Origin of the sequence: Pseudomonas sp. BGI-2, assembly GCF_004310295.1 — a bacterium.
Classification (GTDB): domain Bacteria; phylum Pseudomonadota; class Gammaproteobacteria; order Pseudomonadales; family Pseudomonadaceae; genus Aquipseudomonas.
The window spans coordinates 1-21,481 of record NZ_SISB01000022.1 but is presented as its reverse complement, the minus strand read 5'-3'; the positions used below and the strand labels follow the sequence as shown (position 1 = coordinate 21,481).

At 59.8% G+C, this 21,481-nt stretch carries 19 protein-coding genes and 1 pseudogene; 16 read left to right on the top strand and 4 right to left on the bottom strand.

Going from position 1 to position 21,481, the window contains the following annotated elements:
* Positions 1-2: 2 nt before the first annotated feature.
* The gene (locus EYC95_RS16095) at positions 3-605 is read left to right on the top strand and encodes a DUF924 family protein (protein ID WP_131061247.1); all 603 of its coding nucleotides are present in this window, start codon (positions 3-5) and stop codon (positions 603-605) included.
* A gap of 125 nt (positions 606-730) precedes the next feature.
* Here the strand turns inward: EYC95_RS16095 and EYC95_RS31075 are convergent, their stop codons facing one another.
* The 3 genes and pseudogenes from EYC95_RS31075 to EYC95_RS16085 form a co-directional block, all read right to left on the bottom strand.
* Positions 731-1,495 carry a methyl-accepting chemotaxis protein gene (locus EYC95_RS31075; RefSeq protein ID WP_370694726.1) on the bottom strand — a complete coding sequence of 255 codons (765 nt, stop codon included), beginning with the start codon at positions 1,493-1,495 and terminating at the stop codon, positions 731-733.
* Between the two features lie 93 nt (positions 1,496-1,588).
* Positions 1,589-2,611: pseudogene (locus tag EYC95_RS31070) on the bottom strand (cache domain-containing protein); the annotation flags it as partial.
* 51 nt (positions 2,612-2,662) lie between these two features.
* The gene (locus EYC95_RS16085) at positions 2,663-2,872 is read right to left on the bottom strand and encodes a hypothetical protein (protein ID WP_131061245.1); all 210 of its coding nucleotides are present in this window, start codon (positions 2,870-2,872) and stop codon (positions 2,663-2,665) included.
* A 30-nt stretch (positions 2,873-2,902) separates the two neighbouring features.
* Between EYC95_RS16085 and EYC95_RS16080 the strand changes: the two genes are divergently transcribed.
* Together EYC95_RS16080 and EYC95_RS16075 are read left to right on the top strand one after the other, a co-directional pair.
* Complete coding sequence (locus tag EYC95_RS16080; protein WP_131061244.1) at positions 2,903-3,157, top strand: hypothetical protein; 255 nt, start codon at positions 2,903-2,905, stop codon at positions 3,155-3,157.
* Positions 3,158-3,188: 31 nt separating this feature from the next.
* Positions 3,189-3,758 carry a lipocalin family protein gene (locus tag EYC95_RS16075; protein WP_131061243.1) on the top strand — a complete coding sequence of 190 codons (570 nt, stop codon included), beginning with the start codon at positions 3,189-3,191 and terminating at the stop codon, positions 3,756-3,758.
* A gap of 129 nt (positions 3,759-3,887) precedes the next feature.
* Here EYC95_RS16075 and EYC95_RS16070 read toward each other — a convergent pair whose 3' ends face one another.
* A complete protein-coding gene (locus tag EYC95_RS16070; RefSeq protein WP_131061242.1) occupies positions 3,888-5,252 on the bottom strand; it encodes a formimidoylglutamate deiminase in 1,365 nt (454 codons plus the stop codon).
* 146 nt (positions 5,253-5,398) lie between these two features.
* Here EYC95_RS16070 and hutC point away from each other — a divergent pair, with 146 nt between their 5' ends.
* The 13 genes from hutC to EYC95_RS16005 all read left to right on the top strand — a co-directional run bounded on the left by hutC (position 5,399) and on the right by EYC95_RS16005 (position 21,323).
* The gene (hutC, locus tag EYC95_RS16065) at positions 5,399-6,109 is read left to right on the top strand and encodes a histidine utilization repressor (protein ID WP_177326944.1); all 711 of its coding nucleotides are present in this window, start codon (positions 5,399-5,401) and stop codon (positions 6,107-6,109) included.
* Complete coding sequence (locus EYC95_RS16060; protein WP_131061241.1) at positions 6,106-6,675, top strand: HutD family protein; 570 nt, start codon at positions 6,106-6,108, stop codon at positions 6,673-6,675. Before hutC ends, EYC95_RS16060 begins: the two co-directional genes overlap by 4 nt.
* A 467-nt stretch (positions 6,676-7,142) precedes the next feature.
* Positions 7,143-8,831: a urocanate hydratase gene (hutU, locus tag EYC95_RS16055; RefSeq protein WP_131061240.1), complete on the top strand. Its 1,689-nt coding sequence runs from the start codon at positions 7,143-7,145 to the stop codon at positions 8,829-8,831.
* 165 nt (positions 8,832-8,996) lie between these two features.
* Positions 8,997-10,469, top strand: a complete 1,473-nt coding sequence (locus EYC95_RS16050; protein WP_131061239.1) for a cytosine permease — start codon at positions 8,997-8,999, stop codon at positions 10,467-10,469.
* A 68-nt stretch (positions 10,470-10,537) separates the two neighbouring features.
* Positions 10,538-11,506, top strand: coding sequence for an ABC transporter substrate-binding protein (locus tag EYC95_RS16045; RefSeq protein WP_131061238.1), 969 nt, complete (start codon positions 10,538-10,540; stop codon positions 11,504-11,506).
* Positions 11,507-11,576: 70 nt separating this feature from the next.
* Positions 11,577-12,428 (top strand): proline/glycine betaine ABC transporter permease, encoded by an 852-nt coding sequence (locus EYC95_RS16040; protein ID WP_053153259.1) that lies wholly within the window; start codon positions 11,577-11,579, stop codon positions 12,426-12,428.
* Entirely contained in the window at positions 12,425-13,255 is an 831-nt protein-coding gene (locus EYC95_RS16035) for a glycine betaine/L-proline ABC transporter ATP-binding protein (protein WP_131061237.1), read from the top strand. Before EYC95_RS16040 ends, EYC95_RS16035 begins: the two co-directional genes overlap by 4 nt.
* A 168-nt stretch (positions 13,256-13,423) precedes the next feature.
* On the top strand, positions 13,424-14,947 hold the full coding sequence (hutH, locus tag EYC95_RS16030) for a histidine ammonia-lyase (RefSeq protein WP_131061236.1): 1,524 nt from the start codon (positions 13,424-13,426) through the stop codon (positions 14,945-14,947).
* A 133-nt stretch (positions 14,948-15,080) separates the two neighbouring features.
* Positions 15,081-16,613 carry a histidine ammonia-lyase gene (hutH, locus tag EYC95_RS16025; RefSeq protein WP_131061235.1) on the top strand — a complete coding sequence of 511 codons (1,533 nt, stop codon included), beginning with the start codon at positions 15,081-15,083 and terminating at the stop codon, positions 16,611-16,613.
* A gap of 72 nt (positions 16,614-16,685) precedes the next feature.
* Positions 16,686-18,095 (top strand): amino acid permease, encoded by a 1,410-nt coding sequence (locus EYC95_RS16020; protein ID WP_131061234.1) that lies wholly within the window; start codon positions 16,686-16,688, stop codon positions 18,093-18,095.
* Between the two features lie 17 nt (positions 18,096-18,112).
* Positions 18,113-19,318 carry an imidazolonepropionase gene (hutI, locus tag EYC95_RS16015; protein ID WP_131061233.1) on the top strand — a complete coding sequence of 402 codons (1,206 nt, stop codon included), beginning with the start codon at positions 18,113-18,115 and terminating at the stop codon, positions 19,316-19,318.
* A 10-nt stretch (positions 19,319-19,328) separates the two neighbouring features.
* A complete protein-coding gene (hutG, locus tag EYC95_RS16010) occupies positions 19,329-20,129 on the top strand; it encodes an N-formylglutamate deformylase (RefSeq protein WP_131061232.1) in 801 nt (266 codons plus the stop codon).
* 246 nt (positions 20,130-20,375) lie between these two features.
* Positions 20,376-21,323: a choline ABC transporter substrate-binding protein gene (locus EYC95_RS16005; protein WP_131061231.1), complete on the top strand. Its 948-nt coding sequence runs from the start codon at positions 20,376-20,378 to the stop codon at positions 21,321-21,323.
* Positions 21,324-21,481 lie beyond the last annotated feature (158 nt).

Sequence of the window (21,481 nt, the reverse complement as noted above, 5' to 3'; positions counted from 1 at the left end):
CCATGACCGCGCCCTGGCAGCCGTTGCTCGAATGGTGGTTCGGAACGCTCGAATCCCCCAACGAAATAGCGGCTGACAAGGGCAAGTTATGGTTCGGCAAGCGCGACAGCCAGGACCTCGAAGCGCAGACGCGTTTCGGGGACTGGGTCGAGCAGGCACTGGCCGGCGGATTGACCGACTGGGCGCAACGCCCCGAAGGTTGGCTGGCCCTGGTGCTGCTGCTCGATCAACTCCCGCGAATGATCTATCGCGACTCTCCAAAATCCTTTTCAGGCGATTTCAGGGCTCAGGCACTGGTGGCGCAAGGCATTGCTGCGGATTTCGATCGGCAGTTGCGGCCGATCCAGCGGGTGTTTATCTACTTGGTGTTTGAGCACTGCGAGAATCTGGCGATGCAGAACGAGGCGATTTCCCGCTATATCGATCTGGTAGCGCAGCAGCCGGAGGCGGATCAGAAGCTGTTTACCGATTACCTAAGTTATGCCGAGAAGCATCAGCGGGTGATTGCGCGGTTTGGACGGTTTCCGCACAGGAATGCGGTGTTGGGAAGGGAGTCGACAGCTGAGGAAATGGAGTTTCTGAGCGGGCCTGGGTCTCGGTTCTAACTCTTCGTTGTTGCAGACGCCGCCTTCGCGGGCAAGCCTCGCTCCTACAGGTTATGCACAGTCTCAAATGCTGCACCAATCCTGTAGGAGCGAGGCTTGCCCGCGAAAGGGCCAGTGAGAGCGCCTTAGATTCTGAAGCTGCCCACCAACTGCTTCAACCGCGCCGCCTGCTGCTCAAGATCCGCACACGCACGCAAGGTCGACTGCAAGTTCTCCACACCTTCCTGGTTCAGCGTGTTGATCTCGGTAATGTCGACGTTGATCGACTCCACCACAGCGGTCTGCTCTTCAGTCGCTGTCGCCACGGACTGGTTCATCCCGTCGATCTCACCAATGCGCTGGGTTACGCTGCCCAGGCGTTCGCCTGCCTGGTTGGCGATGCCGACGCTGCTTTCGCTCTGGCGCTGGCTGTCGGTCATGGTGCTCACCGCTTCACGGGCGCCGACTTGCAGTTCCTCGATCATCTTCTGCACTTGCTGCGCCGAATCCTGAGTGCGGTGGGCGAGGTTGCGCACTTCGTCCGCGACCACGGCAAAACCACGGCCGGCTTCACCGGCACGCGCTGCTTCGATCGCTGCGTTCAATGCCAGCAAATTGGTCTGTTGCGAGATGCTGGTGATCACTTCCAGAATCTGCCCGATGTTCACGGTGTTGCTGTTGAGCGTTTCGATGTTGCCGCACGAATCGCTGATCTTCGCCGAGAGCTGTTGCATCGCTGCGATGGTTTTATCTACCACTTGCTGACCGTCTTCGGCCAACGCTCGGGCATCGCTCGAGTGCTGGGAGGCGAGGGCGGCGTTCTGGGCGATTTCCTGGGCGGCGGCGCCCAGTTCGTTGATCGCTGCAGCGACGCTGCTGGTGCGCGAGGCTTGCTGGTCGGAGTTGAACATCGATGAGTTAGAGGCCGCCACCACACGCAGCGCCACTTCGTTGACCTGGCCGGTGGCCGAGGACACTTCGCGAATCGACGTGTGAATACGTTCCACGAAGCGGTTGAACGAGGTGCCCAGCGCACCGAACTCGTCCTGGCCATGAATGGTCAGGCGTTTGGTCAGGTCACCTTCGCCTTCGGCGATGTCATGCATGGCGCGGCCCATGGTCAGCAGCGGTTGCATCAAGAAGCTGATCAGCATGCCCAGCAGCGCGATGATGATCACCACGGCGATGACCATGGCAATGATCGCCGAAGTGCGGAATTCGTTGAGCATCGAGAACGCGGTTTCCTTGTCCAGCACCAGCGCCACGTACCAGTCTGCCGACGGCACACCGTTGACGTGGGTAAAGGAGATGAACTGGGTCTTGCCGTCGAGATCGACTTCTTTCATGCCTGGGCTGACTTTCGGCGCGCCGTTCGGGTAGGCCTCGGCGAGACTCTTGAGCACCAGTTTGCTGTCCGGGTGGATCAGGATCTTGCCGTCGGCGCTGACGATGAACGCGTGGCCGTGACCGCCGAAGTTGAGCGAGTTGATGATCGCGCTGACGCTCGACAGGTCGATGTCCGCACCGGCGACGCCGATCATTTGATTCTGATGTTTGACCGGCGTGGCGACGGTGATCACCAGTTTGCCCGACGATGCGGCGATATACGGTTCGGTGACGATGGTCTGCTGCGCGCTGTTGGCCGCCTTGTACCAGCCGCGGGCGCGGGGGTCGTAATCCGCCGCACGATTGCCGGCCGGGACCGAGAACATCACGCCGTCAGTGCCACCGAAGTAGCTCAACTGGAAGTTGCCGGTGTAGGCCGGCAAGTCGATGGCGCGCTTGAGGTTGGCCGGGACGCTGCCGTCCACGGCGATCTGCTGGGACAACGATTGCAGCAACTGGATGCGGCTTTCCAGCCAGGTCTGGATGTTACTGGTGGTCAGGCTGCCGAGTTCCTGCATCGATGATTCGGTACTGCTGCGCAATGTCTGGCGCTGGCGGTAGTCGTTGAACAGGATAAAGCAGGCGAACGCAACGGCGACCACGAGGGCGGCTGCCAGCAGGATCTTGTGGCTGAATTTCATGTTTCTGGTCATTAAATGCACTACCGCGGAGGGGCTGGTCAGCGAGGGGCGTCAATTTGCCACAGTCGTGGGCTTGCGCTGCTTATATGTCGACTGAGCGGCGGCAAAGATTAGGCGGCTTTTACGAAAACCGACGAAACACTCAACAACCAACGAAAGTTCCTGATATTTCACGAAAGACAGACGAGCGGCCCACAAATAGCCGGCCAGCCACGGAACCAGACAGGGGTTTTCTCTTCTAAGCTTCAGCTTGGCAGTCATGCCATTCCCCTTCGCCCCAGGAGCTACACAATGTCGCTGCGTTCTATCGCCCTGCTTTCGTTCTGCGTGTTGTTGGCCGCGTGCAGCAAGGTCAATCAGGAAAACTACTCGAAGCTGTCGTCAGGCATGCCAAAGGCCGAGGTAGAAACCTTGCTGGGCAAACCCACCGACTGCTCGGGCGCGCTCGGCATGTCCAGTTGTACCTGGGGTGACAAGAACAGTTTTATCAGCGTGCAGTACGCCGGTGACCAAGTGCTGATGTTTTCCGGCCAAGGCCTGAAGTAATCCGGGGCTAAGCGCCCACGGGAGAAAAACAATGAAACGGTTACTGATAGTCCTTTTAGCCGGCCTGGTTTTGGCTGGCTGCGCCACTTCCGGCGTAGATCCGTTGGCACCGAAAACTGACAACAGCGTCAATCTTAAGAAGTACCAAGGGACCTGGTACGAGTTGGCCCGTCTGCCGATGTATTTCCAGCGCAACTGCGCGCAATCTGAAGCCCATTACACGCTCAAGCCTGACGGCAACGTGTTGGTGCTGAACCGCTGCCTGACGGCGGATTGGCAATGGGAAGAAGCCAAGGGCGTGGCTTATCCGCAAGTGCCGGGCAAGACCGACAAATTGTGGGTCGAGTTCGATACCTGGTTCTCGCGATTGCTGCCGGGTGTGGCGAAGGGGGAATACTGGGTGTTGTACGTCAGCGAAGATTACAAGACCGCCATCGTCGGCGACCCGAGCCGCAAGTATCTGTGGCTGCTGTCGCGAACTCCGTCGGTTAACGGTGTAGTGCGTGAAGAACTGCTGAGCAAGGCGCGTCAGCAGGGCTACGACACCACGCGGCTGATCTGGCGCGCGTCGGATACGCAGATGGCCAAGACCTCGAACTGATTACTCCGCTAATGATCGTTCCCACGCTCCGCGTGGGAATGCAGCCCGGGACGCTCCGCGTCCCAAAGCGGACGCAGAGCGTCCATTGAGGCATTCCCACGCAGAGCGTGGGAACGATCAGTGGGGGAGTTAGCTCAGAAGGTCGCGCAGGACTTGGGTGAACGCGCGGTTACTTTCTTCTTCCCCGGCATGATGCCCGTCACGCACAACCCACTGGCCATTGACCAGCACATCCCGTACCTGGCGATCGCCACCGGCGAACAGCCAACGATTGAGAATCCCGTCACCACTGGCTGTTGCCAAGTACGGATCGTTGCCGTCCAGCACCAGCCAGTCCGCACGCTTGCCGACTTCCAATGCACCAATCGGCTGGCCCAGCGCCTGAGCGCCGCCATCCAGTGCTGCGTCATACAGTGTGCGGCCAACCATCGGCTGATCCGCGCCATACAAGCGATTGCGCCGCTGATCGCGCAGGCGCTGGCCGTATTCCAGCCAACGCAATTCTTCCACCACACTTAATGACACATGGCTGTCGGACCCGATACCCATGCGTCCGCCCTGCGCGAGGAAATCCACCGCCGGAAAAATTCCGTCGCCAAGGTTCGCTTCGGTGGTCAGGCACAGACCGGCGATGGCGCGACTCTTGGCCATCAGCGCGACTTCTTCCGGGTTGGCGTGGGTCGCGTGGACCAGGCACCAGCGCTGGTCGACCTCGGTGTTTTCGTACAGCCATTGCAGCGGGCGACGACCGCTCCAGCTCAGGCAGTCATCGACTTCTTTCTGCTGCTCGGCGATATGAATGTGCACCGGGCACTGCTTGTCGCTGGCCGCCAGCACTTCGCTGATCTGCTGCGGTGTTACCGCGCGCAACGAGTGGAAACACAAACCCAACGACTGCGCCGGTTGCTGCGCCAGGATCGGCTGCAAGCGCGACTGAAGCTTGAGGTAGTTTTCGGTGCTGTTGATAAAGCGACGCTGACCTTCGTTCGGGACCTGGCCGCCGAAACCGGAATGGCTGTAGAGCACCGGTAGCAACGTCAGGCCGATGCCGGCAGAACTGGCGGCCTGGCTGATGCGCAGTGCCAGTTCGGCTGGGTCCGCGTAAGGCTGGCCGTTGGTGTCGTGATGTACGTAGTGAAATTCCGCGACCGAGGTGTAACCGGCCTTGAGCATTTCGATGTACAGCTGACGAGCGATGACGCCGAGCTGTTCCGGGCTGATTTTTCCGACGAGGCGATACATCAAGTCGCGCCAGGTCCAGAAACTGTCATTAGGATTGCCCGCCACTTCCGCCAGCCCGGCCATGGCCCGCTGGAAGGCGTGGGAGTGCAGATTCGGCATGCCCGGCAGCAGCGGACCGCTCAGCCGTTCGGCGCCATCTGCGTGGGAATCGGCCTGGATATGGGTCAACACGCCATCGGCGCTGACCTCAAGACGTACATTATTGGCCCATCCACTAGGCAGCAGCGCGCGTTCGGCAAAGAAGGCGGACATGGTTCAGCACCCCATCGTGTGTTATTTGTATATACATATACAGACGTTTGCCTGCTCGGTAAACTCCGGCAAGCTAGCAACCTTTACTAAACGAACAAGGATTAACCGTGCCGACTCCGCCTGCAGTCTCTCCGTTGGCCGCACACATGGGCGACAGCCCGGCGCCCTTGTACGCCCGCGTCAAACAGATGATCACCCAGCAAATCGACAGTGGAAACTGGCCGCCGCACTACCGCGTTCCGTCGGAAAGCGAGCTGGTCAACCAGCTGGGCTTCAGCCGCATGACCATCAACCGTGCCCTGCGCGAGATGACCGCCGACGGTCTGTTGGTGCGCATGCAAGGTGTCGGGACTTTTGTCGCCGAGCCGAAAAGTCAATCCGCGCTGTTTGAAGTGCACAACATCGCCGACGAAATCGCCTCCCGTGGCCATCGTCATACCTGCAAGGTCATCACCCTCGAAGAAGAGGCCGCCGGTTCCGAGCGCGCCTTGGCGCTGGACATGCGCGAAGGCCAGAAAGTTTTCCACTCGCTGATCGTGCATTTCGAAAACGATATCCCGGTACAAATCGAAGACCGTTTCGTCAACGCGCTGGTGGCGCCGGACTACCTCAAGCAGGACTTCACCCTGCAAACGCCATACGCCTATCTGAACCAGGTCGCGCCGCTGACTGAAGGCGAGCATGTGGTCGAGGCGATTCTGGCCGAGGCCAGCGAATGCAAGTTGCTGCAGATTGAGAAAGGCGAGCCGTGCCTGCTGATTCGTCGCCGCACCTGGTCCGGTCGTCAGCCGGTGACCGCCGCCCGTTTGATCCACCCTGGTTCCCGTCATCGTCTGGAAGGACGCTTTCATAAATGAGTCAAGTAAAGGTTCTACGCGCAAAAGATTACCCGCGCATGCCGTGGAAAAACGGCGGCGGCAGCACTGAAGAAATCACCCGTGATGCAGGTACAGGCCTCGACGGTTTCGGCTGGCGCCTGTCGATTGCCGATATTGGTGAGTCGGGCGGCTTTTCAATGTTCGCCGGTTACGAGCGGATCATCACCGTGCTGCAAGGCGACGGTATGACCTTATCGGTTGATGGTCAGATCACGCGTTCATTGTTACCGCTCGATCCATTTGCCTTTAGTGGCGAGAGCCAGGTGTCCTGCACATTGCTCGGCGGGCCGATCCGCGATTTCAACCTGATTTATGCGCCGCAGCGTTACAACGCGCGGTTGCAGAGGCTGGACGGCGAGCAGCGGTTTTTCACCTCGGCGGGCACTGTGCTCGTGTTCAGTGTCACCGACGAGCTTGAAGTGAAGGTCGGTAACAGCGCCTCACATCTTGGCCGCCATGATTGCCTGCAACTTGACGGTAATACCGGGCTTTTGGAAGTCTCCATTAACGGCTCGTGCTGTGTGATTGAGCTGATCACACGCTGATTCAAAATCCCTTTCGCGGGCAAGCCTCGCTCCTACAGGATTGATGTCGATCCAACTATTGGTGATCGACGCAAAACCTGGAGCGAGGCTTGCCCGCGAAGCTTTTTCACCGAGCAAATCCGTTCCCAAATGCGCACCAACTTGTTACCGAACGCCCCAGCGTGGCGCAAACCCCCGCTCAAGTAACAGCTGTAATCCCTCTCGCAAAATCCCCCCGAAAAATTTCATCTTTGCCAAAACCCTTGATCCATGCGCTTTCCAGCCCTTTCAAAACTTTTCTTGAACAGCCTTCCAGCAAGTTGGCCGCTTGATTGCATATGCTTGTATGTACAAGTAAAGACGTATGCGTATGAGTCGACTGAGACTCTCCGCAGCGTCCACTGATTCGCTTGTGGCGCAACGATGCGCACAAGCTGGCTTACCCACCGCCAGGGTTGGTTTGGATTGATCGCTGAGGAGTCTTTTTCGTGACTGACAATACCCAGAAACCTACTAAATACCGCAATGTCGAAATCCGCGCTGCCCGTGGCAACAAGCTGACCGCCAAGAGCTGGCTGACCGAAGCGCCGCTGCGCATGTTGATGAACAACCTCGACCCGGAAGTCGCCGAGAACCCTAAAGAACTGGTGGTTTACGGTGGTATCGGTCGTGCGGCGCGTAACTGGGAATGCTACGACAAGATCGTCGAAAGCCTGACCAACCTGAACGACGACGAGACCCTGCTGGTGCAATCCGGCAAGCCGGTCGGCGTGTTCAAGACTCACAGCAACGCCCCGCGCGTACTGATTGCCAACTCCAACCTGGTGCCACACTGGGCAAGCTGGGAACACTTCAACGAACTCGACGCCAAAGGCCTGGCCATGTACGGCCAGATGACCGCCGGCAGCTGGATCTACATCGGCAGCCAGGGCATCGTTCAAGGCACCTACGAAACCTTCGTCGAAGCCGGTCGCCAACACTACAACGATGACCTGAAAGGTCGTTGGGTCCTGACCGCAGGTCTAGGCGGAATGGGCGGCGCTCAGCCACTGGCCGCGACCCTGGCCGGCGCTTGCTCGCTGAACATCGAATGCCAGCAGGTCAGTATCGATTTCCGTTTGAACAGCCGTTATGTCGATGAGCAAGCCACCGACCTCGACGACGCGCTGGCCCGCATCGAAAAATACACCAAAGAAGGCAAGGCGATTTCCATCGCGCTGCTGGGCAACGCGGCTGAAATTCTGCCGGAACTGGTCAAGCGCGGCGTGCGCCCGGACATGGTTACCGACCAGACCAGCGCCCACGACCCGCTCAACGGTTACCTGCCAGCCGGCTGGACCTGGGACGAGTACCGCGCTCGCGCCAAGACCGAGCCTGCTGCCGTGGTCAAAGCCGCCAAGCAATCGATGGCCGTGCACGTTAAAGCGATGCTCGACTTCCAGAAAATGGGTATTCCGACCTTCGACTACGGCAACAACATCCGTCAGATGGCGCAAGAAGAAGGCGTGGAAAACGCATTCGACTTCCCAGGCTTCGTACCGGCTTACATCCGTCCGCTGTTCTGCCGCGGCATCGGTCCATTCCGTTGGGCTGCACTGTCGGGCGATCCGCAGGACATCTACAAAACCGACGCCAAAGTAAAAGAACTGATCCCGGACGACGCCCACCTGCACAACTGGCTGGACATGGCGCGCGAGCGCATCAGCTTCCAGGGTCTGCCGGCACGTATCTGCTGGGTTGGCCTGGGCCTGCGCGCCAAGCTCGGTCTGGCGTTCAACGAAATGGTTCGCAGCGGTGAATTGTCCGCGCCAATCGTGATTGGTCGCGACCACCTGGACTCCGGTTCTGTCGCCAGCCCGAACCGCGAAACCGAATCCATGCAGGACGGTTCCGATGCCGTGTCCGACTGGCCACTGCTCAACGCTCTGCTCAACACCGCGAGCGGCGCGACCTGGGTTTCCCTGCACCACGGCGGCGGCGTCGGCATGGGCTTCTCCCAGCACTCGGGCATGGTGATTGTCTGCGACGGTACTGACGAAGCGGCCGAGCGTATCGCTCGCGTACTGCACAACGATCCGGCTACCGGTGTCATGCGTCACGCCGATGCGGGTTACCAGATCGCGATCGACTGCGCCAAGGAACAAGGGCTGAACCTGCCGATGATCACCGGCAAATAACGCAGTACCTGTGGAGCTGCTTTATGTGGGAGCGGGCTTGCTCGCGAAGAGGCCGGCACATTCAACATCTGTGCTGGCTGACCCACCGCTTTCGCGAGCAAGCCCGCTCCCACATAAAGCGGTTTCCACGTTGAACCCCTAATAACAATCCACAGAGGTTGAACAATGGCTGTTAATGACGATCGTGCAGGCAGTAAACCGTTGATCGAGAAACGTTCGATCGACTACATCCCGGAAGCGGAGAGACACGGTCGTCTGTTGAGCCAATTCACCCTGTGGTTGGGTGCCAACCTGCAAATCACTGCGATTGTTACCGGTGCATTGGCGGTGGTACTCGGTGGCGATGTGTTCTGGTCGTTGATCGGTTTGCTGATCGGCCAATTGCTCGGCGGCGGTGTCATGGCGCTGCACGCAGCGCAAGGGCCCAAGCTTGGCCTGCCGCAGATGATCTCCAGCCGGGTACAGTTCGGGGTTTATGGCGCGGCCATCCCGATCGTGCTGGTCTGTTTGATGTACCTCGGCTTCACGGCAACGGGAACCGTGCTTTCCGGTCAGGCGCTGGGCCAGTTGTTTGGCGTCAGCGACAGCGTCGGCATCCTGATTTTCGCCAGTGTCATCGTGCTGGTCACGGTGCTCGGTTATCGGGTGATCCATTGGATTGGCCGTGTTGCCAGTGTCATTGGTGTGATCGCCTTCGTTTACCTGTTCAGCCGTCTGATGAGCCAGACCGACGTTGGCGCACTCCTGCAAATCCGTCACTTCAGCTGGAGCAGTTTCCTGCTGGCGGTGTCGCTTGCGGCGTCCTGGCAGATCGCCTTCGGTCCTTATGTGGCTGACTATTCACGCTACCTGCCGAGCAAGACGTCCTCGGTGAAAACCTTTTTCGCCGCTGGCGCCGGTTCGGTGATTGGCGCACAAGTGGCGATGATCCTCGGCGTGTTTGCCGCCGCCACGGCCAATGGGCAATTCGCCGGCCACGAAGTAGCCTACATCGTTGGTTTGGGCGGTACCGGTGCCACCGCTGCGCTGCTGTACTTCAGCATCGCGTTCGGCAAGGTCACCATCTCCACGCTGAATTCCTACGGCAGCTTCATGTGCATCGCGACCATCATCAGCGGTTTCCGTGGTCACCTGCAGGTCACGCGCTTGCAGCGTCTGGTCTTCGTGCTGGTCATCGTCGGTACTGCGACCCTGATCGCGCTGCTCGGTCAGCACTCGTTCCTCGGTGCGTTCAAGTCGTTCATCCTGTTCCTGCTGGCGTTCTTTACGCCATGGAGCGCGATCAACCTGGTGGACTACTACTGCATCACCCGCGAGCGCTATGACGTGCCGGCGTTGGTCGATCCGAACGGTCGCTACGGCCGTTGGAACCCCCTCGGTATCAGCGTCTATGTCTTCGGTGTACTGGTGCAACTGCCGTTCATCTCCACCAAGTTCTATACCGGTCCGCTGGTAGACGCCCTGGGTGGTGTGGATATTTCCTGGATCATCGGTCTGGTGCTTCCCGCAGCCCTGTATTACGTGTGCGCAAAAAAATGGCATGGCGCCGTACCCAATCAACTGATTCTGCCGGTCGAGCAGGACAGCGTTGTACAACCTAAAAAAAGCGGGGCCGGTCGCGCTGCGGCGCAGGCCTGATTGGACGTGGACAGGGCTGGATGCCTCTTGACTGCCGTAAGCCAATTCATGATTAGGAGCGTCACACAATGAAATCGAATCAGACCCTGCTGACCACATTGCTTTCCATGGGCCTGCTGGCCAGTGCCGGCGCTACTCAGGCAGCCGGTTGGTGCGAGTCGGGCAAACCGGTGAAATTCGCCGGCCTGAACTGGGAAAGCGGCATGCTGTTGACCGACGTGATGCAGGTCGTGCTGGAGAAAGGTTACGACTGCAAGGTCGACAGCCTGCCAGGGAACTCCATCACCATGGAAAACGCCCTGAGCAGCAACGACATTCAAGTGTTCGCCGAAGAATGGGTCGGCCGTAGCGAGGTTTGGAACAAGGCCGAGAAGGCCGGCAAAGTGGTCGGTGTCGGCGCTCCGGTCGTTGGTGCGATCGAAGGTTGGTACGTGCCGCGTTACGTGATCGAAGGCGACGCCAAGCGCAAGCTGGAACCCAAGGCGCCGGACCTGAAAAACATCGCCGACCTGGCCAAGTACGCCGCCGTGTTCAAGGATCAGGAAGAGCCATCCAAGGGCCGTTTCTACAACTGCCCGGCCGGCTGGACCTGTGAACTGGACAACAGCGAAATGCTCAAAAGCTACGGCCTGGAAAGCACCTACACCAACTTCCGCCCAGGCACCGGCCCGGCGCTGGATGCCGCCGTGCTGTCGAGCTACAAGCGTGGCGAGCCGATCCTGTTCTACTACTGGTCGCCAACCCCGCTGATGGGCCAGGTGGACCTGGTTAAACTCGAAGAGAAGCCAGGCGTGGACAAGCGCGTGACCATCAAGGTCGGCCTGTCCAAGACCTTCCACGAGCAAGCCCCGGAACTGGTGGCTGTGCTGGAAAAGGTCAACCTGCCAATCGACCTGCTCAACCAGAATCTCGGGCGTATGGCCAAAGAGCGGATCGAGTCACCAAAACTGGCGAAAATCTTCCTCAAGGAACATCCTGAAGTCTGGCATGCATGGGTGAGCGAAGACGCAGCCAAAAAGATCGACGCGGCCTTGTAGGTTGAGCCTCTCCGACTGCCCTGAGCGGCAGTCGGACGCTTGATCGCAACCCCTTGATTGAGAGTCTCTTATGTTTCCCGAAAGCTTTACCTTTTCCATCGCCGACTGGGTCAACGGTTGGGTCGATTCGCTGGTCACCAACTACGGCGACGTGTTCCGCAGCATCTCCGACACCCTCTTGTGGGCCATCGTCAATCTTGAAGGCCTGCTGCGTGCGGCGCCCTGGTGGCTGATGCTGGCGATCGTGGCGGGCGTTGCCTGGCACGCGACCCGCAAGGTCGTGACCACCGCTGTCATCGTCGGTCTGCTGTTTTTGGTAGGCGCTGTCGGCCTCTGGGACAAGCTGATGCAGACGCTGGCGCTGATGATGGTCGCGACGGTCATTTCGGTGCTGATCGGCATCCCGTTGGGCATCCTTTCGGCACGTAGCAATCGCTTGCGTTCGGTGCTGATGCCGCTGCTGGACATCATGCAGACCATGCCGAGTTTCGTGTACCTGATCCCGGTGCTGATGCTGTTCGGTCTGGGCAAGGTTCCGGCGATTTTCGCCACCGTGATCTACGCCGCGCCACCACTGATCCGCTTGACCGATCTGGGTATTCGCCAGGTCGACGGTGAAGTGATGGAAGCGATCAATGCCTTCGGTGCCAACCGTTGGCAGCAACTGTTTGGCGTGCAACTTCCGCTGGCCCTGCCGAGCATCATGGCCGGGATCAACCAGACGACCATGATGGCCCTGTCGATGGTGGTGATTGCCTCGATGATCGGTGCCCGTGGCCTGGGTGAAGACGTGTTGGTGGGGATTCAGACCCTCAACGTCGGACGTGGTCTTGAAGCCGGTCTGGCGATCGTGATTCTGGCAGTGGTTATAGACCGCATTACTCAGGCGTATGGTCGGCCACGGCATGAGGTGAGCAAATGAGCAACGAAGCCATCAGCAAGATCGAAGTCAAAAACGTCTTCAAGATTTTCGGCAACCGTTCCAAGGATGCGCTGGCCATGATTGGTCAGGGCAAAACCAAAGATCAGGTGCTGTTCGAAACCGGCTGCGTGGTCGGCGTGAACGACTTGTCGTTGAGCATCGCTACCGGCGAGATCTTCGTGATCATGGGCCTGTCGGGTTCCGGCAAATCGACGCTGGTACGCCACTTCAATCGCCTGATCGACCCGACCAGCGGCGCGATCCTGGTGGACGGCGTGGACATCCTGCAATACGACATGGAAGCCCTGCGCGAATTTCGTCGGCACAAGATCAGCATGGTGTTCCAGAGCTTCGGCCTGCTGCCGCACAAGACCGTGGTGGATAACGTTGCCTACGGCCTGAAAGTGCGTGGCGAGAGCAAGCAAATGTGCTCCGAACGCGCGCTGCACTGGATCAACACCGTGGGCCTCAAGGGCTACGAAAACAAATACCCGCACCAGCTTTCGGGCGGCATGCGTCAGCGTGTGGGCCTGGCCCGTGCCCTGGCGGCAGACACCGACATCATCCTGATGGACGAAGCGTTCAGTGCGCTCGATCCGCTGATCCGCGCCGAGATGCAGGACCAGTTGCTGGAGCTGCAAAAGACCCTGCACAAGACCATCGTCTTCATCACCCACGACCTTGATGAGGCGGTGCGGATTGGTAACCGGATTGCGATTCTCAAGGACGGGCGCCTGATTCAGGTGGGTACGCCAAGAGAGATCCTGCATTCGCCGGCGGATGAGTATGTCGACCGCTTTGTCCAGCGGCGGACTGCGGTGGTTTAAAGGTTTGCGGAGGCTGTTCGGACGCCTTCGCGGGCAAGCCTCGCTCCTACAGGTTTCTTATTTGCCACAGAAATGTGGGAGCGACACAAAACCTGTAGGAGCGAGGCTTGCCCGCGAAGAGGCTGGTGAAGCTGTATCAATTTTAAGGTTGTACGCACGAGGTCAATGATGTCCCAGGCTGAAAAAATCGTTATCGCAGGCGACCACCTGCGTTGGCAGGATGTGGTTGCCGTAGCCCGCCATGGCGCACAGCTTGAGCTGTCTGCCCAAGCCTGGGCGCGGATCGAGAATGCCCAAGCCATCGTCCAGCGCATCGTCGCCAGCGGCGAGCGCGCCTATGGCGTCAACACCGGTCTTGGCGCGTTGTGCAATGTCTCGCTCAAAGACGAGCAACTCAGCCAACTGTCGCGTAACACGTTGCTCAGTCACGCCTGTGGCGTTGGCGCTCCATTGGCCGACGAGCAGACCCGCGCGATCATGTGTGCGGCAATCCTCAATTACAGCCAAGGCAAATCCGGCATTCATCGTCGAGTGGTCGAAGCGCTGCTGGCGCTGCTCAATCGCGGCATCACCCCGCAAGTGCCGTCCCAGGGTTCGGTGGGTTACCTGACCCACATGGCGCACGTCGGCATCGCGCTGCTGGGCGTTGGCAATGTGAGCTATCGCGGGCAGATCGTTTCCGCGCAGCAAGCCCTGGCCGAAGAATGTCTGCAGCCGGTCCAGCTCGGCGCCAAAGATGGTTTGTGCCTGGTCAACGGCACGCCGTGCATGACCGGCCTCAGTTGCCTGACAATCGCCGACGCGACGCGTTTGGTGCAATGGGCTGATGTGATTGGTGCCATGAGCTTCGAAGCCCAGCGCGGTCAGATTGCTGCGTTCGATGCCGAGATCATCGCGCTCAAGCCTCACCCGGGCATGCAGCAAGTCGGCATCAACCTGCGGGCGTTGCTCGACGGCAGTGAAGTGATTGCCAGCAGCAAAGGTATTCGCACTCAAGATGCGTTGAGCATCCGTTCGATCCCGCAAGTCCACGGCGCCGCTCGCGATCAGCTTGAGCACGCGAAAAAGCAGATCGAAACCGAACTCAACTCTGTCACCGACAACCCGATGCTGCTGGGTACGCCGGACGACTTCCGAGTGGTGTCCCAGGCCAACCCGCATGGCCAGTCGGTCGCGATGGCGGCAGATTTGCTGGCGATTGCCATGGCGGAAATCGGCTCTATCGCCGAACGTCGCCTGGACCGCTTGATCAACCCGCATGTCAGCGGTTTGCCGGCATTCCTCGTGGCTAACCCGGGGGTTAATTCCGGAATGATGATCGTCCAGTACGTCGCCGCTTCCCTGTGCGCGGAAAACCGCCAATTGGCGCAACCGGCGGTGCTCGACAACTACGTCACCTCGGGCCTGCAGGAAGACCACTTGAGCATGGGCACCAACGCCGCGCTGAAGCTGCATCGCGCCCTGGAAAACTGCACGCAGATTCTTGCGATCGAATATTTGCTGGCGGCTCAGGCATTTGAATTTTTGAAAGAACAACGTTTTGGCGCAGGCACAGATGCCGCGTGGCGTCTGCTGCGTGAACGCGTCCCGGCCTACGATCAGGACCGTTGGTTGGCTCCAGATATTGCGGCGGCTGCCAGCGTGTTGAAAGACCCGATTTTGCTGCACAAGGCTTTACCGAACCTGAACTGATTTCCACAAAACACCAGCGTGCCAAGGCGCAGCCCCCCAAAAGGTGGGAAGCGACGGACAACGGACATCTCCGGAGCGTCTGGTGAGTACTCTTCACCTAAGAAGAAGACAAACTCTCAAAAGGAGCACGAAAATGACTGCGTTAAACCTTATTCCCGGCCAACTGAGCCTTGCCCAACTGCGTGATATCTATCAGCAGCCGGTCAAAATCACCCTCGACAACAGCGCTTCGCAACAGATTGAAGCCAGCGTTGCCTGCGTGGAACAGATCCTCGCCGAGAACCGCACCGCTTATGGCATCAACACCGGTTTCGGCCTGCTGGCTTCGACCCGTATCGCCAGTGAAGACCTGGAAAACCTGCAGCGCTCGCTGGTGCTGTCCCACGCCGCCGGTGTCGGCGAGCCGATCAGCGACGCGCTGGTTCGGCTGGTCATGGTACTGAAGGTCAACAGCCTGAGCCGTGGTTTCTCGGGCATTCGTCGTAAGGTCATTGACGCGCTGATCGCCCTGATCAACGCCGAGGTTTACCCACACATCCCATTGAAAGGTTCGGTCGGTGCATCCGGCGACCTGGCGCCTTTGGCCCACATGTCGCTGGTGCTGCTGGGTGAGGGCAAGGCTCGCTACAAAGGCGAATGGCTGGAAGCGACCGAAGCGCTGAAAGTCGCCGGTCTGACCCCGCTGACCCTGGCGGCGAAAGAAGGTCTGGCGCTGCTCAACGGCACTCAGGTTTCCACCGCTTACGCGCTGCGTGGTCTGTTCGAAGGTGAAGACCTGTTCGCTGGCGCTGTGGCGCTTGGCGCCCTGACCGTCGAAGCCGTGCTGGGCTCGCGCTCGCCGTTCGACGCACGGATCCATGCCGCTCGCGGTCAGAAAGGCCAAATCGACGCCGCTGCCGCTTACCGCGATTTTTTGGGTGAGCGCAGCGAAGTGTCCGACTCGCACCAGAACTGCGAAAAGGTTCAGGACCCGTACTCCCTGCGCTGCCAGCCGCAAGTCATGGGCGCCTGCCTGACTCAGTTCCGTCAAGCCGCCGAAGTGTTGGTCGTCGAAGCTAACGCGGTTTCTGACAACCCGCTGGTCTTCGCTGCTGAAGGCGACGTGATCTCCGGCGGTAACTTCCACGCCGAACCAGTGGCCATGGCCGCTGACAACATGGCCCTGGCCATCGCTGAAATCGGCTCCCTGAGCGAGCGTCGTATCTCGCTGATGATGGACAAGCACATGTCGCAACTGCCGCCGTTCCTGGTGGCCAATGGCGGCGTGAACTCCGGCTTCATGATCGCCCAGGTGACAGCGGCGGCACTGGCCAGCGAGAACAAGGCGTTGTCCCATCCGCATTCGGTGGACAGCCTGCCGACGTCGGCGAACCAGGAAGACCACGTGTCGATGGCCCCGGCTGCCGGCAAGCGTCTGTGGGAAATGGCCGAAAACACTCGCGGCGTTTTGGCGGTTGAGTGGCTGGCGGCGTGCCAGGGTCTGGATCTGCGTGATGGTTTGAAGACTTCTTCGAAGCTGGAAGAGGCCCGGGCGATTCTCCGTAAAGAAGTGCCGTTCTATGAGAAGGACCGGTTCTTTGCGCCGGACATCAACGCGGCGAGCGAGTTGTTGGCGACCCGTTGCCTGAACGCGCTGGTACCGGCGAAATTGCTGCCTAGCCTGTAAGTCTGCTGATCGTTCCCACGCGGGAGCGTGGGAACGATCATTTCCGCCAATAAGAATAATTAGGGACGAGCAATGCAACAGCCAGAAAAGGGTTTGAAACGCGGGCTCTCTGCCCGACATATTCGCTTCATGGCACTGGGGTCGGCGATCGGCACCGGGCTGTTTTACGGTTCTGCCTCGGCCATTCAAATGGCCGGGCCTGCGGTACTGCTGGCTTACCTGATCGGTGGCGCGGCGGTGTTCATGGTCATGCGCGCCCTCGGCGAGATGGCGGTGCACAATCCGGTGACCGGGTCTTTCGGCCAGTACGCCAGCACTTACCTTGGACCGATGGCGGGCTTCATCCTCGGTTGGACCTACGCGTTTGAAATGGTCATCGTCGGTATGGCCGACGTCACCGCGTTCGGTATTTACATGGGCTTCTGGTTTCCGGAAGTCGACCGCTGGATCTGGGTACTGGGCATCGTTTCGGTGGTCGGCGGCTTGAACCTGTGCAACGTCAAAGTCTTCGGTGAAATGGAGTTCTGGCTGTCGCTGCTCAAGGTCGCGGCCATCGTCGCGATGATCCTGGGTGGCTTCGGTATCATGCTGTTCGGCATCAGCACTGCGCCCGGCGCCCAGGCGACCGACATCAGCAATCTCTGGAGCCATGGCGGCTTCATGCCCAATGGCGTGGGCGGCCTGATTGCTTCGTTCGCGGTGGTGATGTTTGCATTTGGCGGCATTGAAATCATCGGCGTGACGGCCGGTGAAGCCAAAGACCCGCAGCACGTGCTGCCCCGGGCGATCAATGCCGTACCGCTGCGTATTTTGCTGTTCTACGTGCTGACCATGTTCGTGCTGATGTCGATCTTCCCATGGCAGCAGATCGGCAGCCAGGGCAGCCCGTTTGTGCAGATTTTCGACAATCTGGGGATCAGTTCGGCGGCGACTGTTCTTAATATCGTGGTGATTTCGGCGGCGATATCGGCGATCAACAGCGACATCTTCGGCGCTGGCCGCATGATGTACGGCCTGGCCCTGCAAGGGCACGCGCCCAAGGGCTTCGCCCGGTTGTCGCGCAATGGCGTGCCGTGGCTGACGGTAGTGGTGATGAGCAGTGCGCTGCTGCTGGGCGTGTTGCTGAACTACCTGATTCCGGAAAACGTATTTCTGTTGATCGCCTCCATCGCAACTTTTGCGACGGTGTGGGTCTGGTTGATGATTCTGTTCACCCAAGTGGCCATGCGTCGTTCCATGAGCGCGGAGCAGGTCGCACAGTTGAAATTCCCGGTGCCGTTCTGGCCCTATGCACCGATGGCGGCGATTGCCTTCATGCTGTTCATCTTCGGCGTGCTGGGCTATTTCCCGGACACCCAGGCAGCTCTGATCGTCGGCGTGGTCTGGATTGTGTTGCTGGTGCTGGCCTACCTGACGTGGGTGAAACCGGCGGCAGGGAAGGCAGTACCGGTGGAGCGGGAACCTTCTTTTTCTCATCGATAACCTAACGGAGGCCACGGATGAAAACTCTCTGGCAACACTGCCACGTCGCAACCATGGCGCAAGGCGTCTACTCGATCATCGAGGATGCGGCCATCGTGACGTCAGGAGCGCACATTGAGTGGGTGGGCCCGCGCAGTGAGCTGCCGGCGGGCGAATACCCGGCGGTCTATGACCTAAAAGGGGCCTGGGTGACGCCGGGTCTGATCGATTGCCACACCCACACGGTGTTCGGCGGTAACCGCAGCGGTGAATTCGAACAGCGTCTGCAAGGCGTCAGCTATGCCGAAATCGCAGCGGCCGGTGGTGGCATTGCCAGCACCGTACGCGCCACCCGCGCGGCCACTGAAGACGAACTGTTCGCCAGCGCCGCCAAACGCCTGAAGAGCCTGATGCGTGACGGCGTGACCACGGTCGAGATGAAATCCGGCTACGGTCTCGACCTGGCCAGCGAACGCAAGATCTTGCGGGTCATTCGCCGTCTCGGCGCCGAACTGCCGGTCAGCGTGCGCAGCACCTGCCTGGCTGCTCACGCCTTGCCGCCGGAATACGCGGACCGTGCCGACGACTACATCGATCACATCTGTGCCGAGATGCTCCCGGCCCTGGCCGCCGAAGGTCTGGTGGATGCGGTGGATGCGTTCTGCGAGTACCTGGCGTTTTCGCCGGCCCAGGTCGAGCGCGTATTCGTCACCGCACAACAACTCGGGTTGCCGGTGAAGCTGCACGCCGAACAGTTGTCGTCCCTGCACGGTTCGAGTCTGGCGGCGCGTTACCACGCATTGTCGGCCGATCACCTGGAATTCATGACCGAAGACGACGCCATCGCCATGGCCAAGTCCGGCACCGTCGCGGTGTTGCTACCCGGCGCCTTCTACTTCCTGCGCGAGACCCAGTTGCCGCCGATGGACGCCTTGCGCAAACACGGGGTGAAAATCGCCATCGCCAGCGACCTCAATCCTGGAACCTCACCGGGGCTGTCGTTGCGCTTGATGCTGAACATGGCGTGCACCTGTTTCCGCATGACCCCGGAGGAAGCGCTGGCCGGTGCAACGATTCATGCTGCCACCGCGTTGGGCATGGCCGAGACTCACGGCTCGCTGGAAGTCGGCAAGGTCGCGGATTTCGTCGCCTGGCAAATCGATCGTCCGGCCGATCTGTCGTACTGGCTGGGCGGTGACCTGGAAAAACGCGTCGTGCGTCACGGCGTCGAAACGAGCGTTTAGGAGAGCAGTTGTGGATAAGGTTCTGAACTTCAAACAAGGCCGCGTGCCGCTGCTGATCAGCATGCCCCACGCCGGTCTGCGCCTGACTCCGGCGGTGGAAGCGGGGTTGATCCCCGACGCGAAAAGCCTGCCGGACACTGATTGGCACATCCCGCAGCTATACGAATTTGCTGCCGAGCTGGGCGCCAGCACCTTGGCCGCCGAGTACTCGCGGTTTGTCATCGACCTGAACCGACCGTCTGACGACAAGCCTTTGTATGTCGGCGCCACCACCGGCCTGTACCCGGCGACGCTGTTCGACGGTATTCCGTTGTTCCGCGAAGGGCATGAGCCATCGGCCGCAGAACGCGCGACTTATCTGGAGCAGATCTGGACGCCGTACCACACCACCTTGCAGCAGGAACTGGCAAGACTGAAAGCCGAGTTTGGTTACGCATTGCTATTCGATGCGCACTCGATCCGTTCGGTGATCCCGCACCTGTTCGACGGCAAGCTGCCGGACTTCAACCTCGGCACCTTTAACGGCGCCAGTTGCGATCCACAGTTGGCCACTCAGCTGGCAGCCATCTGCGCGCGCCACGGCGACTACAGCCATGTGCTGAACGGTCGTTTCAAGGGCGGTCACATCACTCGCCATTACGGCAATCCGGCCGAGAACATCCATGCGGTACAACTGGAGTTGGGCCAGTGCACGTACATGGAAGAGTTCGAGCCGTTCCGTTACCGCCCGGATCTGGCGGCACCGACCCAGGTGGTGCTCAAGGAATTGCTGCAAGGGCTGCTGGCCTGGGGCCAGAAGCACTACCGGTGACTGATCGTTCCCACGCTCCCGCGTGGGAATGCCTCAAGGGACGCTCCGCGTCCAGTGACGCGGAGCGTCACGGGCTGCATTCCCACGCAGAGCGTGGGAACGATCATCGTGCAAAAAACTGTCGCCACCGTGCAAAACACGGTCGCTACAGGTCGCTTTTACCCTCTCGACGCTGCGTATTGTTCTGGGCACGGTGCATGAAGACACCGGGCCCATAATAATCCGCTGCCGCACGAGACCCTCCCAATGAAAAGACTGTTCACCCGCTGTCTCTCAATCCTCTGCGGCACCGCTCTTCTGAGCACCAGCGTCTTGGCCCGTGACGACGCTTCCTGCAAGGCCGTGCGCATGGGCGTGGTCAACTGGACCGACGTCATCGCCACCAGTGGCATGGCCGATGTGTTGCTCAACGGCCTCGGCTACGAAAGCAAGCAAACCAGCGCCGTGCAGCAAATCATCTTCGCCGGCATCCGCGACAAGCGTCTGGACATCTACCTCGGTTACTGGAAACCGGCGATGGACAAAAACATCGCGCCGTTCGTGGCCGCCAATCAAGTGAAGGTCATGGACAAGCCGAGCCTGGCCGACGCTCAGGCAACCCTCGCCGTACCTGAGTACGTCGCCGAAGCGGGCCTGAAAACCTTCGCCGACATTGCCAAATTCAAGGATCAGCTCGGCGGCAAGATCTACGGCATCGAGCCGGGCAGTGGCGCCAACACCACCCTCAAAACCATGATCGAGACCAATCGCTTTGGCCTGAAGGACTTCAAGTTGATCGAGTCCGGGGAGGCCGGGATGCTCGCCGCCGTACAACGGGCGGTGAATCGCAAGGAATTCGTGGTGTTCGTCGGCTGGACCCCGCACCCGATGAACATCAACATGAAGATCGCCTACCTGATCGGCAGCGAAGACGTTTACGGCCCGAACGAAGGCGCCGCCACCGTCTCCACCGTGACCTCCCCGGACTACGCCCAGCGCTGCCCGAATGTGAATCGCCTGCTGGAAAACCTGACCTTCACCGCCGCCCAGGAAAGCCAGTTGATGGTGCCGATCATGGAGCGTAAAACGCCTCAGGACGTTGCCAAGCAATGGCTGCGTGATCATCCCGAGGATCTGCAGCGCTGGCTCGCCGGTGTCACCGGTTTTGATGGCAAGGATGGAGTGGCGACCGTTCAGGCCAGTTTGAAAAACTGACCGTAACCGCAAAACCCTGTGGGAGCGAGCCTGCTCGCGATATAGGTAGTCCGTTCCTTTCTCTTCCATACTGATATCGCTGGAAGTCAGTTGTCGGCGAGGAAGGAACATGCACCTGTGGGCTACGAATATGCTCGCGCAGCACTCGATGATTACGC

What these genes read in the sequence shown, in the direction of transcription:
- EYC95_RS16095 (WP_131061247.1), top strand. Translation starts at nt 3, where the DNA reads ATGACCGCGCCCTGGCAGCCGTTGCTCGAATGGTGGTTCGGAACGCTC.
- EYC95_RS31075 (WP_370694726.1), bottom strand. Translation starts at nt 1,495, where the DNA reads ATGTTCAACTCCGACCAGCAAGCCTCGCGCACCAGCAGCGTCGCTGCA.
- EYC95_RS16085 (WP_131061245.1), bottom strand. Translation starts at nt 2,872, where the DNA reads ATGACTGCCAAGCTGAAGCTTAGAAGAGAAAACCCCTGTCTGGTTCCG.
- EYC95_RS16080 (WP_131061244.1), top strand. Translation starts at nt 2,903, where the DNA reads ATGTCGCTGCGTTCTATCGCCCTGCTTTCGTTCTGCGTGTTGTTGGCC.
- EYC95_RS16075 (WP_131061243.1), top strand. Translation starts at nt 3,189, where the DNA reads ATGAAACGGTTACTGATAGTCCTTTTAGCCGGCCTGGTTTTGGCTGGC.
- EYC95_RS16070 (WP_131061242.1), bottom strand. Translation starts at nt 5,252, where the DNA reads ATGTCCGCCTTCTTTGCCGAACGCGCGCTGCTGCCTAGTGGATGGGCC.
- hutC (WP_177326944.1), top strand. Translation starts at nt 5,399, where the DNA reads ATGGGCGACAGCCCGGCGCCCTTGTACGCCCGCGTCAAACAGATGATC.
- EYC95_RS16060 (WP_131061241.1), top strand. Translation starts at nt 6,106, where the DNA reads ATGAGTCAAGTAAAGGTTCTACGCGCAAAAGATTACCCGCGCATGCCG.
- EYC95_RS16050 (WP_131061239.1), top strand. Translation starts at nt 8,997, where the DNA reads ATGGCTGTTAATGACGATCGTGCAGGCAGTAAACCGTTGATCGAGAAA.
- EYC95_RS16045 (WP_131061238.1), top strand. Translation starts at nt 10,538, where the DNA reads ATGAAATCGAATCAGACCCTGCTGACCACATTGCTTTCCATGGGCCTG.
- EYC95_RS16040 (WP_053153259.1), top strand. Translation starts at nt 11,577, where the DNA reads ATGTTTCCCGAAAGCTTTACCTTTTCCATCGCCGACTGGGTCAACGGT.
- EYC95_RS16035 (WP_131061237.1), top strand. Translation starts at nt 12,425, where the DNA reads ATGAGCAACGAAGCCATCAGCAAGATCGAAGTCAAAAACGTCTTCAAG.
- hutH (WP_131061236.1), top strand. Translation starts at nt 13,424, where the DNA reads ATGTCCCAGGCTGAAAAAATCGTTATCGCAGGCGACCACCTGCGTTGG.
- hutH (WP_131061235.1), top strand. Translation starts at nt 15,081, where the DNA reads ATGACTGCGTTAAACCTTATTCCCGGCCAACTGAGCCTTGCCCAACTG.
- EYC95_RS16020 (WP_131061234.1), top strand. Translation starts at nt 16,686, where the DNA reads ATGCAACAGCCAGAAAAGGGTTTGAAACGCGGGCTCTCTGCCCGACAT.
- hutI (WP_131061233.1), top strand. Translation starts at nt 18,113, where the DNA reads ATGAAAACTCTCTGGCAACACTGCCACGTCGCAACCATGGCGCAAGGC.
- EYC95_RS16005 (WP_131061231.1), top strand. Translation starts at nt 20,376, where the DNA reads ATGAAAAGACTGTTCACCCGCTGTCTCTCAATCCTCTGCGGCACCGCT.